Annotated in this window: 15 protein-coding genes; 5 read left to right on the top strand and 10 right to left on the bottom strand. The window is 26.8% G+C overall.

Features of this window, described 5'->3' with window-relative positions:
* Positions 1 to 48 precede the first annotated feature (48 nt).
* Genes AVBRAN12654_RS06130 through AVBRAN12654_RS06100 form a run of 7 tightly spaced genes read right to left on the bottom strand, consistent with a single transcriptional unit; the run spans position 49 to position 6,659 of the window.
* The gene (locus AVBRAN12654_RS06130; protein ID WP_336614141.1) at positions 49 to 930 is read right to left on the bottom strand and encodes a glycosyltransferase family 9 protein; all 882 of its coding nucleotides are present in this window, start codon (positions 928 to 930) and stop codon (positions 49 to 51) included.
* Entirely contained in the window at positions 927 to 1,802 is an 876-nt protein-coding gene (locus tag AVBRAN12654_RS06125) for a lipid A biosynthesis lauroyl acyltransferase (RefSeq protein ID WP_214115763.1), read from the bottom strand. Before AVBRAN12654_RS06125 ends, AVBRAN12654_RS06130 begins: the two co-directional genes overlap by 4 nt.
* Positions 1,799 to 2,746, bottom strand: coding sequence for a glycosyltransferase family 9 protein (locus AVBRAN12654_RS06120; protein ID WP_336614140.1), 948 nt, complete (start codon positions 2,744 to 2,746; stop codon positions 1,799 to 1,801). Before AVBRAN12654_RS06120 ends, AVBRAN12654_RS06125 begins: the two co-directional genes overlap by 4 nt.
* On the bottom strand, positions 2,727 to 3,716 hold the full coding sequence (locus AVBRAN12654_RS06115) for an OmpA family protein (protein ID WP_214115765.1): 990 nt from the start codon (positions 3,714 to 3,716) through the stop codon (positions 2,727 to 2,729). Before AVBRAN12654_RS06115 ends, AVBRAN12654_RS06120 begins: the two co-directional genes overlap by 20 nt.
* Entirely contained in the window at positions 3,709 to 4,788 is a 1,080-nt protein-coding gene (locus AVBRAN12654_RS06110; protein WP_336614139.1) for a MotA/TolQ/ExbB proton channel family protein, read from the bottom strand. Before AVBRAN12654_RS06110 ends, AVBRAN12654_RS06115 begins: the two co-directional genes overlap by 8 nt.
* Before the next feature lie 2 nt (positions 4,789 to 4,790).
* Positions 4,791 to 5,840, bottom strand: a complete 1,050-nt coding sequence (fbaA, locus tag AVBRAN12654_RS06105; protein ID WP_214115767.1) for a class II fructose-bisphosphate aldolase — start codon at positions 5,838 to 5,840, stop codon at positions 4,791 to 4,793.
* Between the two features lie 9 nt (positions 5,841 to 5,849).
* The gene (locus AVBRAN12654_RS06100; protein ID WP_214120118.1) at positions 5,850 to 6,659 is read right to left on the bottom strand and encodes a peptidylprolyl isomerase; all 810 of its coding nucleotides are present in this window, start codon (positions 6,657 to 6,659) and stop codon (positions 5,850 to 5,852) included.
* A gap of 74 nt (positions 6,660 to 6,733) precedes the next feature.
* Between AVBRAN12654_RS06100 and nth the strand changes: the two genes are divergently transcribed.
* From nth to gltS, 5 genes are all read left to right on the top strand, one after another.
* Positions 6,734 to 7,375: an endonuclease III gene (gene nth, locus AVBRAN12654_RS06095; protein ID WP_214115769.1), complete on the top strand. Its 642-nt coding sequence runs from the start codon at positions 6,734 to 6,736 to the stop codon at positions 7,373 to 7,375.
* Entirely contained in the window at positions 7,338 to 8,582 is a 1,245-nt protein-coding gene (locus tag AVBRAN12654_RS06090; RefSeq protein ID WP_336614138.1) for a ComEC/Rec2 family competence protein, read from the top strand. Before nth ends, AVBRAN12654_RS06090 begins: the two co-directional genes overlap by 38 nt.
* Positions 8,579 to 9,379, top strand: coding sequence for a YihY family inner membrane protein (locus AVBRAN12654_RS06085; protein WP_214120121.1), 801 nt, complete (start codon positions 8,579 to 8,581; stop codon positions 9,377 to 9,379). The genes AVBRAN12654_RS06090 and AVBRAN12654_RS06085 overlap by 4 nt, the downstream gene beginning before the upstream one ends.
* A 212-nt stretch (positions 9,380 to 9,591) precedes the next feature.
* On the top strand, positions 9,592 to 9,780 hold the full coding sequence (locus tag AVBRAN12654_RS06080) for a hypothetical protein (protein WP_214115772.1): 189 nt from the start codon (positions 9,592 to 9,594) through the stop codon (positions 9,778 to 9,780).
* A 178-nt stretch (positions 9,781 to 9,958) separates the two neighbouring features.
* Positions 9,959 to 11,260, top strand: a complete 1,302-nt coding sequence (gene gltS, locus AVBRAN12654_RS06075; protein ID WP_336608432.1) for a sodium/glutamate symporter — start codon at positions 9,959 to 9,961, stop codon at positions 11,258 to 11,260.
* 12 nt (positions 11,261 to 11,272) lie between these two features.
* Here gltS and AVBRAN12654_RS06070 read toward each other — a convergent pair whose 3' ends face one another.
* The 3 genes from AVBRAN12654_RS06070 to AVBRAN12654_RS06060 all read right to left on the bottom strand — a co-directional run.
* Positions 11,273 to 11,578 carry an ArsR/SmtB family transcription factor gene (locus AVBRAN12654_RS06070; protein WP_336606786.1) on the bottom strand — a complete coding sequence of 102 codons (306 nt, stop codon included), beginning with the start codon at positions 11,576 to 11,578 and terminating at the stop codon, positions 11,273 to 11,275.
* An 8-nt stretch (positions 11,579 to 11,586) separates the two neighbouring features.
* Positions 11,587 to 12,462: a permease gene (locus AVBRAN12654_RS06065; RefSeq protein ID WP_336614137.1), complete on the bottom strand. Its 876-nt coding sequence runs from the start codon at positions 12,460 to 12,462 to the stop codon at positions 11,587 to 11,589.
* 323 nt (positions 12,463 to 12,785) lie between these two features.
* The coding region (locus tag AVBRAN12654_RS06060; RefSeq protein WP_336614136.1) for an autotransporter outer membrane beta-barrel domain-containing protein at positions 12,786 to 14,176 on the bottom strand (1,391 nt) is incomplete at its 5' end.

Below are 14,176 nucleotides of genomic sequence, written 5' to 3'. Positions count from 1 at the left end.
AATAATTTTAGGAGTATTTTACTCTTTAAAGAAATAAAAAGACTTGATTTATCTCATTTGTTCTAATACAAATTCAGGTGTCATTTGTTTCATACAATTGTGGTGCTTTAAAGGACATACTTTTTTAGCACAAGGAGAACAAGGCAAAAACAATGAAAATAACTTACCATTATTACAAAAAGGATATGTTTGTTTTGTATTCGTAGGTCCGAAAAATGCTAGAACTTTTATATTAAAACTAGCACCTAAATGCATAATTCCACTATCATTTGCCAATAAATAATCAAGGCTAGAAACTGCTAAAGCCAATCTTTTAATATTAGTTCTGCCGCACAAATTAATGGCTTTTATATCGTATTTTTTAAGCTCATCTTCAATAAAATTACAAATTCCAGCTTCATTTTTAGTCCCAAAAAGTATTATTTTATGTTCTTTAAAAGTGCTAGCAATTTTTGCAAAATAACTAGGCTCATAGCATTTAGCAGCACCATAATTAGCACCAGCTGCTATTCCTATTAGTTTTCTTGTTTTAAGCTTTTTAAAAGGTAAAGCTGTGTTTAATTGCTCGTCTAATCCAAGTGGCTTTATTAGATTAAAATATTTTAAAACTTGATGAGTATTATCACTTTTGTTTGCTTTAAAATAAAATTTTTTCTTAGCATTTAATATAAATAACAAAAACTTAGATGACAAACTTGCTTTAAATGAAATTCCTAAATCAAATTCTCCTTTTAAAGCCTTAATTTGCTTTAATCTTTGTTTTTTTATCTCTACTACAACTTCACCTAAATCCTTATAAAGCTCACAAGCTACAAAACTTCCATAAAAAGTAATTTTTGCATTAGGATATTTTTTAATTAAAGCATTAATAGCACCAGCAGCCATAATAGCATCGCCTAGCCAATTAGGTAAATATATAAAAATTTTCAATACTCATCCTCATAAAATGTCTTAAATCTTTTGTGAAACCAAAAATACTCGCTAGGATTTTTTTCCCACATTTTTTTCGTGCATTCTAATTGATAAAAGCTAAGTTCTTCTATTGTTTTTTCACTAGCCTTTAATGGCTTAAAAAACTCTATACAATAACCATCGCTAATTTCATAAATATAAACAGGCAATAAATAAGCATCACACCTTTTAGCTATAAGACTTGCTGCATTGCTTTGAGTAACTTTTCTACCATATAAAATAAACTCGCTACTTTCTTTAATATGTGCGTCTTGATCGCTTACAATTCCTACTAATTCATTATTGTTTAAAGCCTTAATCATAGGTCTTAAAGCATTTGTTTTTTCTATTAGTTTTACTCCGAAATTTTCTCTATATTTAGTAAGTATGGCATTAATTTTTGCACTCTCTAAAGCTCTTCCAATTATATTAATTTTACAATTATACTTAATAGCAACAGCAGATGGCAAAATCTCCCAATATCCATAATGTGCTGTTGTAAAAACTATTTTTGCATTAGCACTTAATAAATCTTGTAAATATTCTTCGTTTTTAAATAATTTAATTTGTTTTAATAATTTTTCTTGGCTTATATTTTGATTTTTTACCATTGATAATATATAAAAGGCAAATTTTTTATAAACTTGTTTGGTAATTTCTATACTTTTTGGAGCTTGTGTGAGTTTGCAAAAATGCTCTAAGTTTTTTAAGATTATATTTTTATGTTTTTTATTAATTCTAAATGCTAGGCTACCGATTAAATTAGCAAAGAATTTTAAAATCTTATTGGGAATTAATTTTAGTAAAAAATTAAAAAAATAAAAAATAAAAATATATAAATAATCTCTCATTTGCTAAAAACCTTATTAATAATATCTAAAACTTTTTCTTTATTTACATCGCTAAATTTATAAAAATAATGTTGTAAATTAGATGGACTTATTAATCTTTTTGCAGGTTTTTTATCACATTCGTTTAAAAAAGTTATATTAGGACGATTTAAAACCACAGCAATATGAGTAGTCCCGCTATCATTTCCTATAATTAATTTTGCTAATTTGCTTAAAAATACTAATTCATTTAATGAAATTTTAGGCAAGACTTTAGCATTTTTACATTCTTTTGCAATCTCATTTGCTCTATCAAGTTCTATTTGAGAACCCCAACTAAGCAATATTTTATAATCACAATTTTTACAAATATCAATCAATTTTTCTAAAGGAAGCATTTTATTTATCTTGCTTGAGCCATTATGTAATAATATAAATTCATCTTCTACTAAAGGCTTTATTTTATTCATAATATTTTGAGTTTTTATCTCATCATAAATTAATACATCGCTAGTTACTAACTCATCATTGTTAAATTCTTTTAAAGCAAAGCGAGTTAATTCAAGGCTTCTTTTATACACATTTTCTAAATAATCACAATTGCAATGGTTTTTATAAAAATAATAAGCTAACTTTTCTCTTAAACCATTTTTAGAATATCCATAAGAATTTGCGCTCAAATAATTTGCTAAAAAACCTGATTTTATTCTTCCTTGATAATCAATACTAATATCATATAATTTTTTTAAATGTTTTATCTCTTTTAATGCTTTTATTGGGTGTTTTTTGAGTGGTAACGAATAAATATTATCAAACCAAATAAGTCCATCAAATAAAAAATAAAACCTAGAATCTACAAAAAAATCAATCCTAGCTTTAGGATATGCAGCTCTTATATAATTAATATGCCATAGCATATGAAAAATATCGCCCATTGCACTAAGTCTAATTATTGCTATTTTCACTTAAATCCTTTGAAATTACACTTTCAAATTCCTTGATTGCTTGTTCATTTGAAAATTGTAATTTTATTTCTATTCTTCTGCTTGCTTGTTTATCTTCAACGCCATCTTTAAATTTTAAATCATTATAGCTTTTGCCAACTGCTACAAGTAGTTTTTCTAATCTTTTATCATTATAAAACGAATTAATAAATTTCATAATCTCCAAAGCTCTTTTTTGAGATAACTCAAGATTATAAGTAAATCCACCAACACTATCAGTATGTCCTTCAATCACTATACTATCAATATTAGCTAGAATTTCAGGTGAGCTAAGCAAGGCATCAAAATACTTAATTAAAGTTTTTTTAAGCTCTTCTTTTGCACTATCTTTAATCAAATACTCCGCACTATCAAACAAAATACTAGCATTTAAGCTAATACTGCCTGAATTAAGATTGATTAAAATATCATTTGATAACTTATTTTGTAAAGCTTGAATTAATTTTGTTTTATTATTTTTAAGCTTTTCGTATTCAACCTTAAACCCACTCAATTGCTTTGCTAATTCGTCTATTTTATCATCTTTATTTTTTATTTTTATTTCAGTATCTTCAAGATTTTTAAGTAGCATTAAAATCTGTGCGTCTTTTTTGTCAATATTGCTTAATAATTCTTCCTTATTTTTTGCATTTTCATCTAAATTAAGAAGCAATTTTTTAATATAATCATTTGCATCTTTATTTTTATTTAACTCATCGTTTAATGAAATATTGAGTTTTTCAAGCTCTTCATTTAACGAGCTCAAAAGCTCATCTTTGCTAATTATTAAAGCTTTTGATTCATCTAAATGTTTTTGTTCATTTTTTAGCTCATTTTGTGTAAAAATATATTTTAAAACAATAGCACTAAGAACTAAAATAAATACAAACAACAATCCAGCCATCAAATCAGCATAAACTATCCAAAAATTATTATTATCTTTATTACGCATTATTTATTTTATTTAATACCTGATTTGCTTCTTTACTAAGGTTTTCAATATCAGCTTTTAATTCATCAACTATTCTAAATTCGTGTTTTTCATCTTCATAAATATTTTTAAAATCTAATAATTTAGCTTCTAAATCTTCTTTTAATTTAGCAAATTCTTTCAAGCTATTTTCAATTCTTAATGAAAATTCATCTATCTTTTCTTGCATTTGCTTAGTATTTTTATTGCTTAATTCTAAAGATTTTTGAGCTAAATTTGTATGAACTATCGCAATTTTTTCATAAGATTTAAATAATTCTTTAAAACCTGTAAATTTATCTTGATGGAGTTTTGATATTTCATTAAAAAACTCATTATCATAAAGCTTTGATAATAATAAATTTGTATTAGAAAATAACTCACTATTTTTTCTAAGAGAAATTCTTTCTAATTCTTCTTTACTCCAAAAATATTTTTTACTATTAATTCTATAATTTTCTTTAAAATTATTAATTTTAGCAATACCAAGTCTTGAATAAAACATCCACCAAATAGTAAGAAAAATCCCGTAAATTGAAACATAAAAAGCAGTTGAAATTCCACTAAGCAATAAGCTAATTTCTCCTTCAAGCGCAGCTGAACTACCTACTTTAAAATCAGGCATAGATATTGCAATACTTATAAAAGTTCCTAAAATTCCAATCATTGGAAAAACAGCACTAGCAATATATCCAAATGAAAGTGGCTTTAGCTTATGTAAATAATTATCAAAAAATTCATCAAAACTCACATTAGCCTTACTAATTTCATCAATTCTTAAAGAATTATCTTTAATAAAATCTTTTAAATCATTTTCAAAAATTGACGAATTCTTTTTAATTTTTGCATATACACAATATTCATTTTGCGGTGCAAAAAACATAACAAATACTAAAAGCACAGCACACATTATAATAGTATGTAATGGCATAATAAGTTTTATAATATTTAAATAAGCTAAAATCGCTAACACGAAGACTAATAAGGGTAAAAAGATTAAAAATAAAAAAGAAGAAAATACACTTTTCTTCTTTTTAACAATTATTGTTTGCAAGATTAATTCCTATTCATACAATTTAACTCGCTAAACGCTTGTAAAAGGCGTTTTTGCATAGATTTTTCTCCAGCAACTAACCACATTCTTGGGTCATAATATTTCTTATTAGGCTTATCATCGCCTTCAGGATTTCCGATTTGTCCTTGTAAATATCCGTGATTTTTTACTTCATATTCACGAACACCATCCCAAAATGCCCATTGAGTATCAGTATCTATATTCATTTTAATTACGCCGTAATTGATTGCTTCAGTGATTTTTTCTGCTTCACTACCACTTCCGCCGTGGAATACAAAATTAAGTGGTTTTGCACCCTTTTGTAAATATTCTTGACAATTATGCAAAATTACTGGCTCAAGTCTTACATTTCCTGGTTTATAAACCCCATGAACATTACCAAAACTTGCTGCGATTGTATAATTTGTCCCAATTTTGCTTAATTCTTTATGAGCTAGTGCTACATCGCTTGGTTGAGTGTATAATTTAGCATTGTCAATATTTGTATTATCAACTCCATCTTCTTCTCCACCAGTGCAACCTAATTCAATTTCTATACCGATTTCTAATGCGTTAAATTTCTTAAAATATTCGCAAGAAATTTCAATATTTTCGTTTAAACTTTCTTCGCTTAAATCAAGCATATGAGAACTAAATAAAGGTTTTTTATGAATTGCATAAAATTCTTCATTTGCCTTAATTAAATCATCTATCCAAGGTAAAAGTTTTTTTGCTGCGTGATCAGTATGTAAAATAGCAACTACCCCATAAGCAGCTGCTACTTCATGCACATACTTTGCACCTGCAATTGCTCCAATTACTGCTGAATTAGGACAATCTTTTCCTGCAAAAAAACTAGCTCCGCCATTACTAAATTGAATAATAATAGGCGAATTTGCTTCACGAGCAGCTTTTAATGCGGCGTTTATAGAATTTGTTCCTACAACATTTACTGCTGGAATTGCAAATTTATTTTCTTTTGCGTAAGCATAAACACGCTCTAAATCTTTACCATAAATAACACCTGGTTTTACTAATTCTAAAACACCCATTATAAATCCTTATTTAACTTGTAAGCCTGAATTTTTAATTAAATTCTCAACTTCGTTTTTAATTAATTCTTTATGTTTTTCATTTTTTAAACCATTTTCAATAAATGGAGTTGCTTCTTGTAAGCTTCCTTGTCTGCTAGCTCTAAAATCTTCTCCTAAGATTACATGAAAACCAAATTGAGATTTTACAGGTTCTGACACTTCATCTTTTTTAAGTTTTTTAGCTGCATTGAAAAACTCAGGAACTAATTCATTTGCACTCATATAAGGTAAATCGCCACCCATTGCTCCTGAACCTTTATCAAGTGATTTTGATTTAGCAAGTTCGCTAAATTTAGCTACTAATTTATCTCCTTTAAGACCTTTTAATTGTTTTAATATTTCTTTAGCATCAGCTTCGCTAGCAACTAAAATATGTTTAGTTTTTACAGCTTCAGGAACTTTAAAATCATTTAAATGTTCATCATAATATTTTTTAATTTCAGCATCACTTACCTTGATACCTTCAAATTTTTTCAATAAATATTGTTGAGCAAGTAATAATTCTTTTGCACTATTTAAAGCTGATTGAAATTTCGCATCTTTATCTAATTTCATCTTTTCAGCTTCTTTAGCAAAAAGTCTTTTTGATAATACATCTCTTATTAAACCATCTTTAACTTCTTTTGGAAGCGCACTTACATCGCTTATTTGAAATTGAGCTAAATAAGGTGCTAAATCATCGCTTGTAATTTCTCCACCTTTATAAGTTGCAACCACAGCTGCATTTAAGCTTACACCACATAAAAGTCCTGCTAGAACTAATGAAATTTTTTTCATAATATCTTCCTTTTTCAATTGATTTGATATATCATTTTACAAATATTGTGTAAAAAAATAGTAAGATAGTAATTATGAGAAGAAGAGAAAAAGAAATTAAAAATAGATTTTTAAATAATTATAAAAACGCAAAAAGTGAATTAATTTTTAATAATGATTATGAACTTTTAGTTTGTGTTATGCTATCAGCTCAATGCCTTGATAGTAGAGTTAATCTAATAACACCAAGTTTATTTGCAAACTATCCTGATATAAATTCTTTAGCAAATGCAAATTTAATGAATATAAAAGAATTAATTAAAAGTTGTAATTTTTATCAAAATAAAGCAATTAATCTTATCAAAATGGCAAAAAGTGTTGTGGAATTTCATTCAGGAATTATACCTATGAGATTTGATGATTTAATAAATCTTGCAGGGGTTGGAGAAAAGACTGCTAATGTGGTTTTATGCGAGAGTTTGGGTGCAAATGTAATGGCTGTAGATACTCATATTTTTAGAGTTAGCAAAAGATTAAAAATATCAAATGCAAAAACTCCTAATGATTGTGCTAAAGAGCTTACAAAACTATTTAAAACCGACCTTGATAAATTGCATAAAGGAATGGTTTTGTTTGGAAGATATATTTGCAAGGCTAAAAAACCTGATTGTAATAATTGTTTTTTAAACGATTTATGTGATGAATATAAAGAGCAAAAGAACTCTAATAATCAATAAAAAACATTATTTTATAATATTTATTGTTTTAATTGCTATATTTTGTTTGCAAGTGCACTTGAAATTCTTAGATTTTTGCGAGTTTTTAGAACAAGATAGTTATGAGTTAAAAATAAGCAATAATTATTCAAAAACTAAAAATAATAAAAGTTATTATGTTCTAGCACTTGCATATAAAGATGTTTTAATATACACAACTACTAAAAAAGAAATTAAATCCAATCAAATCAGCTTAAAATTCGCAGCTAAAAATAAGCTTAATTTTTATGAATACTTACAAGCTAGATTTTATTTACCAAGCTATGCTTTAGAAGAATTAGATGAGATTAAAGAAAACGCTTTTGTAAGTTATTTTATAAATCAGCACGAGAATTTAACTATGAAGCAATTTTTTGGAGCTTTATTTTTTGCAAAAAGCATTAGCAAGGATTTAAGAGATAGCGTAAATTACTATGGAATTGCACATTTACTAGCAATATCAGGCTATCATTTAGGGCTTATTTATTCCATATTTTTCTTTATATTTTCAATTATTTATAAATATTTTCAAAAAAGATTTTTTCCATATAGGTCAATTCATTTTGATTTAGGAATAATTATTTTCATAATCCTAGCCTTATATTTTTATGAAATTGGTCTAGTTGCAAGCTATTTTCGCTCATTTATAATGGCTATTTTGGGATTTTATTTTATAATTAGAGCAATTAAAATTCTTAGTTTTTCACATTTATTTTTAGCATTTTTTATTTGCATTGCTATTAATCCTAGTTTTTTATTTAATGTAGGGTTTTTCTTCTCTTGCCTTGGGGTCTTTTATATATTTTTATTTATTTATCATTTTAATGCTAATTCACTTACAAAACTAATCTGCCTTGAACTTAGCACCTTTTTTGCAATGGTTGCACCTGTTTTATACTTTTTTCCATTGCTTAGTTTTCAACAATTATTAGGGATTATTTTAACTCCTATTTTTGTGATTTTTTATCCTTTAGTTTTGTTTTTACATATTATTAATTTAGGAGATTTATTAGATAAATACTTATTAATATTTTTAGATTTTAAAATGTTTGCAATTAATTTTAAATTGGAATTTAAATATTTTTTCATTTATTTAATACTTAGTTTTTTATCAATTTTTCATAGGTATTTAGCAATTTTTGTTATAAGTTTGAACTTAATATTTTTTATTTATCTAGGATTTTTATGAAAAAGATTTTACACATTTTAAAAACAATTATTAATGTAAGTGATAAAGGTATTTTACAACACGCTAGCTCGCTTTCTTTTTATAGTGTTTTAAATATTATTCCGATTTTATCTTTAAGTTTTTTTGTATTCGCTCATATGCCAAGTTTTAAAGAACAAAGCAGCCAATTAAATAATTTTATATTTAGCTTAATTTTGCCAAACCAAGAAGCAAATTCTGTAAATTACATAGAGCAATTTTTACAAAATAGCACAAAACTTGATGTAGCAGGAATTATCGCTATGGTTTTTGCTTTATTTATGTTTTTTAATGCTTATGAAAATACCATCTCACACATTAGCAATACTCCTAAAAAGGGCTTTTTTTCATCACTTAGCACATATTGGTCGCTAATTACTCTAGCGCCTTTAGGCTTATTAACTAGCTTTTATTTAAGTTATAAAATTCAAAAATATATAGATGCAATAGGACTTAAGTTTAATTTCTTAGGAATTTTACCTTTTTTAATCATTTGGGCTTTGTTTTTTGTATGTTTTCATATATCAATTAATAAACATTTAAATCCTAAAATCATAGCTCTAGTAAGCTTTTTAGTAGCTTTGGTTTGGAGCATTTTTAAAAGTCTTTTTGTATTTTATATATCATTAAATAAAGTATATGCTAGCATTTATGGTAGTTTTTCTGCTGTTTTATTTTTCTTTATATGGCTTTATTTTTCTTGGATAATTTATCTTAATGGAGTAAGAATTAGTTCTTTACTAAACACAGATAATGCAAAAACAAAATCAATAAAATAGGAACTAAATTCCTATTTTAAAATCTATAATTATTTAATTTAAATTATATAAATATATTTAATAATTTTATAAATATTTTGCTAATTTAAAATCGCTAATTTGACTATATATTAGGAATTTCAGAATATTTTTTCAAAATTTATTTTTTTTAAGTAAAGTTTAAGATTGTAGGAGTAGAATGCCGGCGCATTTTAATTAAAAAGGAAGAAAAAATGAAAAAGTTATTAGTTTTAACAGCTATCTTAGGTGCATTTAGTGCAGGTTTATTCGCAGAAGAAAATACAGACGCTACAAAAGTTCAACCAGTAGAACAAACTCAATCAGTAGAAAATGCTGATGCAAACGCACAAGCAGTTGCAGTTGAGCCAGAAGCAGAAAAAAAAGACGCTGAAAGCAAATAATTTCTAAGCTACCTTTTAGGTAGCTCCTCTTTATATATCAATCAAAACTTTATTAAATAAAATCTCAAAATTATTACAAAATTACTCACTTTTTTAAAAAAACAAAATTAATTGCTTATATTTGTAACAAATTAAATATTTTAAGACAAAATAAAGCGATTTAATAAAAGGAGTTTTAATGGAAAAAATCAATCTCGGTATTGCAACTTTGCTTAGCAATGATAATGGCACTAGTGTGCTTGAACTTAATTTTTATAGCACATTTATTTGTATTATGCTTGTCTTAATTTTGGGTAGAATAATTACTAAATATTCTAGCTTTTTAAGAAATTACGATATTCCAGAGCCTGTAACTGGTGGTATCATAGTAGCATTTATTTTATTCTTATCTAGTTATTATGCAAATTTTACAATCAAATTCGCAGAAGATATAAAAACCCCACTTTTGTTAGCATTTTATGCAACGGTTGGGCTTAGTGCTGATTTTGATAGTATCAAAAAGGGCGGGAAATTACTAATTACTTTTTCAATTGCTGTTTTCGTCTTATTAGTGGTTCAAAACGCAATTGGTGTTGGAGTAATGAGTGCTATGGGTGAAAATCCATTAATAGGCTTACTTGGTGGCTCAATTACACTTAGTGGCGGACACGGAACTGGTGCTGCTTGGGGAGCTACATTTCAAGAAGCACCTTATAATTTCGCACAAGCAACTGATATAGCAATGGCGTGTGCTACTTATGGATTAATTTCTGGTGGGCTTATTGGTGGTCCTATGGCGAATTATTTAATCAAAAAATTTAATCTAAAAAGCGATGAAGTAGAAAACAACGAAACATCAAGTGATGAAGCATTTACAAGTCCGCAAAAAGTAAGATTAATTACAAGTTATAGTTTTATTACAAGCTTAAGTTTAATTGCTCTTGCTTTAGTGATTGGTAATGCAATTGATTATGCGTGCCAAGCAGCAAATGTAGCTACCAATAAAGAAATTGGCTTTTTAAAATTCTTAGATAGTATGCCGACATTTGTATGGTGCTTATTTTCAGGTATTATTATTAGAAATGGCTTTAGCTCACTAAATATTCATAAAGTATTTGATAGAGAAGTAGGTGTGATAGGAAATGTGGCTTTATCATTATTCCTTGCTATGTCAATTATGACTTTAAATATCGTTGAACTTATAAAATTAGCTGTTCCAATCAGCGTTTTATTAATAATTCAAACAATAGCAATTATTATTTATGTAAGATATGTAACCTTTGTTATTTGTGGCAAAAACTACGCAGCAGCTTGCCTTGTAGCAGGACATTGTGGCTTTGGTATGGGTGCAACTCCAACCGCGATTGCAAATCTTCAAGCAGTAACAAATCACTTCGGACCTTGCAAAATAGCATTTATTATCGTTCCTATTATGGGTGGATTTTTAGTAGATATTGTAAATGCTCTTGTTGTTAATGGCTTTGTTGGATTTTTATTTTAATTCCTAGATTTTCTAGGAATTACATTCTTTTGGGGTTTTTAAATCAGGTAAAGTAAAATTAGCCTTTTTTAAAAGCTCTAAAATCTCTTTAGTATTTTCATAATTTATCTCATAATAAATAAACGCCCCATCTCTACTAGCTATTAATAAATCAGCATCTTTTAATATCTTTAAATGCCTTGAAATCCTAGACTGAAGCATCATAAAACTCTCACATATCTCACATACGCAACATTTTTTATGAATATCTAAAAAAGCTAATATTTTAAGCCTAGTTTCATCATTTATAGCTGCTGTATAATTTAATAAATTCTTCATTTTAATCCTTAATAAAATAAATAAAGTAAAATTCCAAAAATATTTGCCATTGATAAAATACTAAGTATAAATATTATCATCATACGAATTTTAAACATTGACCTAAGTAAAATTAATTCAGGTAAAGAACAACCCCCACCAGCTATTAAAAAACTAAAAAATATACCGATAGGAAACCCAACATTTATTAAAGTTACTCCCAATGGAATAATCAAGCAAGTTTGTATATAAAGCAACAAACCAACAAAACTAGCCAAAAATATACCATAAATTCCAAAACTAGATAAATAATCTTTAATAAATTCAACAGGCATAAAATTATGCAAAAAAGCACCTATTAACATACCAAATAATACATAATAAAAGATATCCTTATATGATTTTAAAGACTTGTATAAACATTCATACAAATTAAGCTTGGTATTTTGATTAAATTGAAATTCTTTAGTTACAATATCTTTTAATAGCAATCTTGCAGGTATTAAACCTATTAAATAGCTTATAATAAATACAAATATAACTATATAAATAATGTAATAAAAAGTTATGCTAAAACCAAATGTACTAAGTAGCATAGTAATTAGCATAGGATTAATTAATGGCGAAGTTAGTAAAAAAGCACTAGCTACTCCGTGATTAATATTATTTTTAATTAAAGAATTAAAAACAGGTATAGTTGAACAAGAACAAAAAGTAGTAATTGAGCCTAAAAATATTGCTATAAAATATGAAAAAACATTATTCTTTAAATATTTATTAAAGCTATATCTTGAATTAATATAAAACATAATCATATTGATAAAAATAAATAAAAAGCTTATTTCAGCAGTTAAAAACAAAAACTCATAAAAAGTTTCTAATAATTTCTCACTTGTAAATTCCATAAAAATCCTTTTTCAAAATAAAATAATTTTGAAAATTTATTATAGTATTCTAAATATCAAGTTATCTTGATATATTATAAATATATTAAATACTTTTCACAAGATTTCAATCAAAATAGCTATGAGAATTTAAAAATTAAGAATTTTTATAAATATTTTAATTACTAATACAATCTTTACTATTTTTAAGCTTCTTTTTAGGATTTGGCAATTCATCAACCATTGCTATTACAATCATACTCAAAAGCTCTTTATCTTCTTTATCAAACAAAACCATCTAAATTTTAAAGCCTAAGGTTTAAATACCTTAAGCTTTAAACAAATTAGAATGTATATCTAATAACTGCATTTACTTCATAGTCTTTTTTGAACTTACTTCCGAAGCTCTTTTCTACGCCTAAATTAATTCTTAGATTATCATTTACTTTATAGCTACCACCTACACTTGCAAATCCGTGATTATTGCTATTTAACTTAGTTTTAGCTTTAGCATCAATTCCATTTACGATATTGTTGATTACTATATCAGCTTCTTGTTTTTTCGCATTAACTACAGCACCAACTCCAGCTCTAAATACAAAGTCTTTATGCTCTATACCTGTATAAACTTGTGGCTTAATCATAATTGGCGTAAATGATTTAACACTTATTGTATTAGCCTTGCTCTTAGCTTCATATTTACCTACACGACCAGTGATTATTTCTAAACTTGGCTCTACATAAGCTTTTTCATTAATCTTAGCTCTATATCCACCTTCAACGCTTAATAATACAGAGTTTTGTTTTTTAAACTCTACGCCAGTCTTTTTAAAGCTTGTATTTGCATATTTTAAAACGCTATCAACAAATAAACCATTATTATGGATATAACTTCCATATACACCAATATTAAAGCCATTTGCCTTAGTATCAGCATTAACTTTATCAAATCCTATCATCGCACCAGTTATCACATCAGCATCACTTAAATTACTCATCTTATCAGCACCAAATTGAGTTGAGTAGAAATTAATATGATTGCTACTATCGCTAAATCTTCCGCCATAAGCTCTAAACCAAGTTCCAATATCAGAATTTAATCCCCTAATCTCACCTAAACGCTTGTTCATATTATTAATTTGCACATTAAACGCACCTAGAGCATTGCTTGTGATATTTGATTTTTCATTATCAATTACTTTTGTTGCTATTGCATTTGCTGCTGTTTGAACTTTTGCTTTTGTAGTAGCGTCTAATTTATTTGCATTAAATGTAGCTAAATCACTAACTCCGCTATCTACTAGGATAGTTACAAGTTCATTTACTTTATCTTTTGCCATATTTCCTAGATTACCTAGATTTTTTACTATTTCTTCTGTTTGTTTGATTAGTTGCTCTTTTTTAACTTCTTCAGGAGATTTCTCTGGGACAGCTGGTGTGCTTACATCAGGTTTGATTGGTTTAGTAGCTTCATCTTTTTTGCTATCTTCTTCACCTTTATTTGCATCTTCTTTATTTGTATCTTCTTTGCTTGATTCTGGCTCTTTAACTTCTTCTTTTTTATCTTCAGTTTTTGAACCTTCATCTACTTTTGGAGTTTCATCTACTTTTGGAGTATCTTCAGCTTTTAAACCATCTTCTTTACTTGCTTCATCTTTTTGATTTTCATCTACTTGACCTTCTTTCTTCGGCTCATCAGGGTCTTTTGTATCAACTGATGGGTCTTGATTGTCAT

The organism is Campylobacter sp. RM12654 (assembly GCF_020137585.1).
Lineage (GTDB): Bacteria > Campylobacterota > Campylobacteria > Campylobacterales > Campylobacteraceae > Campylobacter_E.
The sequence above is the reverse complement of the archived record's forward strand: the minus strand, read 5'-3'. Positions and strand labels throughout refer to the sequence as shown.

Bases quoted from the DNA above. Each gene is read 5' to 3' on its own strand.
- AVBRAN12654_RS06125 (WP_214115763.1), bottom strand. From the start codon at position 1,802: ATGAGAGATTATTTATATATTTTTATTTTTTATTTTTTTAATTTTTTA.
- AVBRAN12654_RS06115 (WP_214115765.1), bottom strand. From the start codon at position 3,716: ATGCGTAATAAAGATAATAATAATTTTTGGATAGTTTATGCTGATTTG.
- fbaA (WP_214115767.1), bottom strand. From the start codon at position 5,840: ATGGGTGTTTTAGAATTAGTAAAACCAGGTGTTATTTATGGTAAAGAT.
- AVBRAN12654_RS06100 (WP_214120118.1), bottom strand. From the start codon at position 6,659: ATGAAAAAAATTTCATTAGTTCTAGCAGGACTTTTATGTGGTGTAAGC.
- nth (WP_214115769.1), top strand. From the start codon at position 6,734: ATGAGAAGAAGAGAAAAAGAAATTAAAAATAGATTTTTAAATAATTAT.
- AVBRAN12654_RS06090 (WP_336614138.1), top strand. From the start codon at position 7,338: ATGAATATAAAGAGCAAAAGAACTCTAATAATCAATAAAAAACATTAT.
- AVBRAN12654_RS06085 (WP_214120121.1), top strand. From the start codon at position 8,579: ATGAAAAAGATTTTACACATTTTAAAAACAATTATTAATGTAAGTGAT.
- AVBRAN12654_RS06080 (WP_214115772.1), top strand. From the start codon at position 9,592: ATGAAAAAGTTATTAGTTTTAACAGCTATCTTAGGTGCATTTAGTGCA.
- gltS (WP_336608432.1), top strand. From the start codon at position 9,959: ATGGAAAAAATCAATCTCGGTATTGCAACTTTGCTTAGCAATGATAAT.
- AVBRAN12654_RS06070 (WP_336606786.1), bottom strand. From the start codon at position 11,578: ATGAAGAATTTATTAAATTATACAGCAGCTATAAATGATGAAACTAGG.
- AVBRAN12654_RS06065 (WP_336614137.1), bottom strand. From the start codon at position 12,462: ATGGAATTTACAAGTGAGAAATTATTAGAAACTTTTTATGAGTTTTTG.